The sequence below is a fragment of the Neisseria sp. P0021.S007 genome, from assembly GCF_051956855.1.
In genome coordinates, this window is record NZ_JBQCXA010000559.1 from 1 (window position 1) to 676 (window position 676).

Here is a 676-nt window from a genome sequence, read left to right on the forward strand (position 1 = left end):
CTGTACAGCCCCGCAGCCATCATCGTTTGCGATATGGACGAAAACCGTTTGAAACTGGCGAAAGAGTTGGGTGCGACCCATACCATTAACCCTGCTTCCGGCGATGTAAGTAAGCAAGTTGCCGCTATCGTCGGCGAAGACGGCGTAGATTGTGCCATCGAAGCGGTCGGTATCCCTGCGACTTGGAATATGTGCCAAGACATCGTGAAACCCGGCGGCCATATCGCTGTGGTTGGTGTACATGGCCAATCCGTTGATTTCAAACTGGAAAAACTGTGGATTAAAAACCTTGCCATTACTACCGGCCTGGTTAACGCCAATACCACCGAAATGCTGATGAAAGCCATTTCCAGCAGCTCAGTGGATTACACCAAAATGATGACCCACCATTTCAAATTTAGCGAATTGGAAAAAGCTTACGATGTATTCAAACACGCTGCTGAAAACCAAGCCATGAAAGTGGTTTTGGAAGCGGATTGATTTGAAAATCGCTTAATATGCCGTTAATTAAAGGCCGTCTGAACATTCAGACGGCCTTTTTGTATGGTTTTATTTTTTCTTCAACCAAACGCCGCTTTCGATATGGTGGGTAAATGGGAATTGGTCGAATAGGGCGGCGCGTTCGATGGTATGAGTTTGACAGAGCGTGTCGAGGTTGGTGCGCAGGGTCTCAGGA

General features: G+C 47.6%; 1 protein-coding gene and 1 pseudogene. One reads left to right on the top strand and one right to left on the bottom strand.

Translation table 11 applies throughout. From position 1 onward, the window contains the following. The coding region (locus ACTHUR_RS14610; RefSeq protein ID WP_440399307.1) for a zinc-binding dehydrogenase at nt 1–480 on the top strand (480 nt) is incomplete at its 5' end. 69 nt (nt 481–549) lie between these two features. On the opposite strand, the pseudogene ACTHUR_RS14615 reads toward ACTHUR_RS14610, so the two are convergent. Further along, a pseudogene (locus ACTHUR_RS14615) lies at nt 550–676 on the bottom strand (tRNA (uridine(54)-C5)-methyltransferase TrmA); the annotation flags it as partial.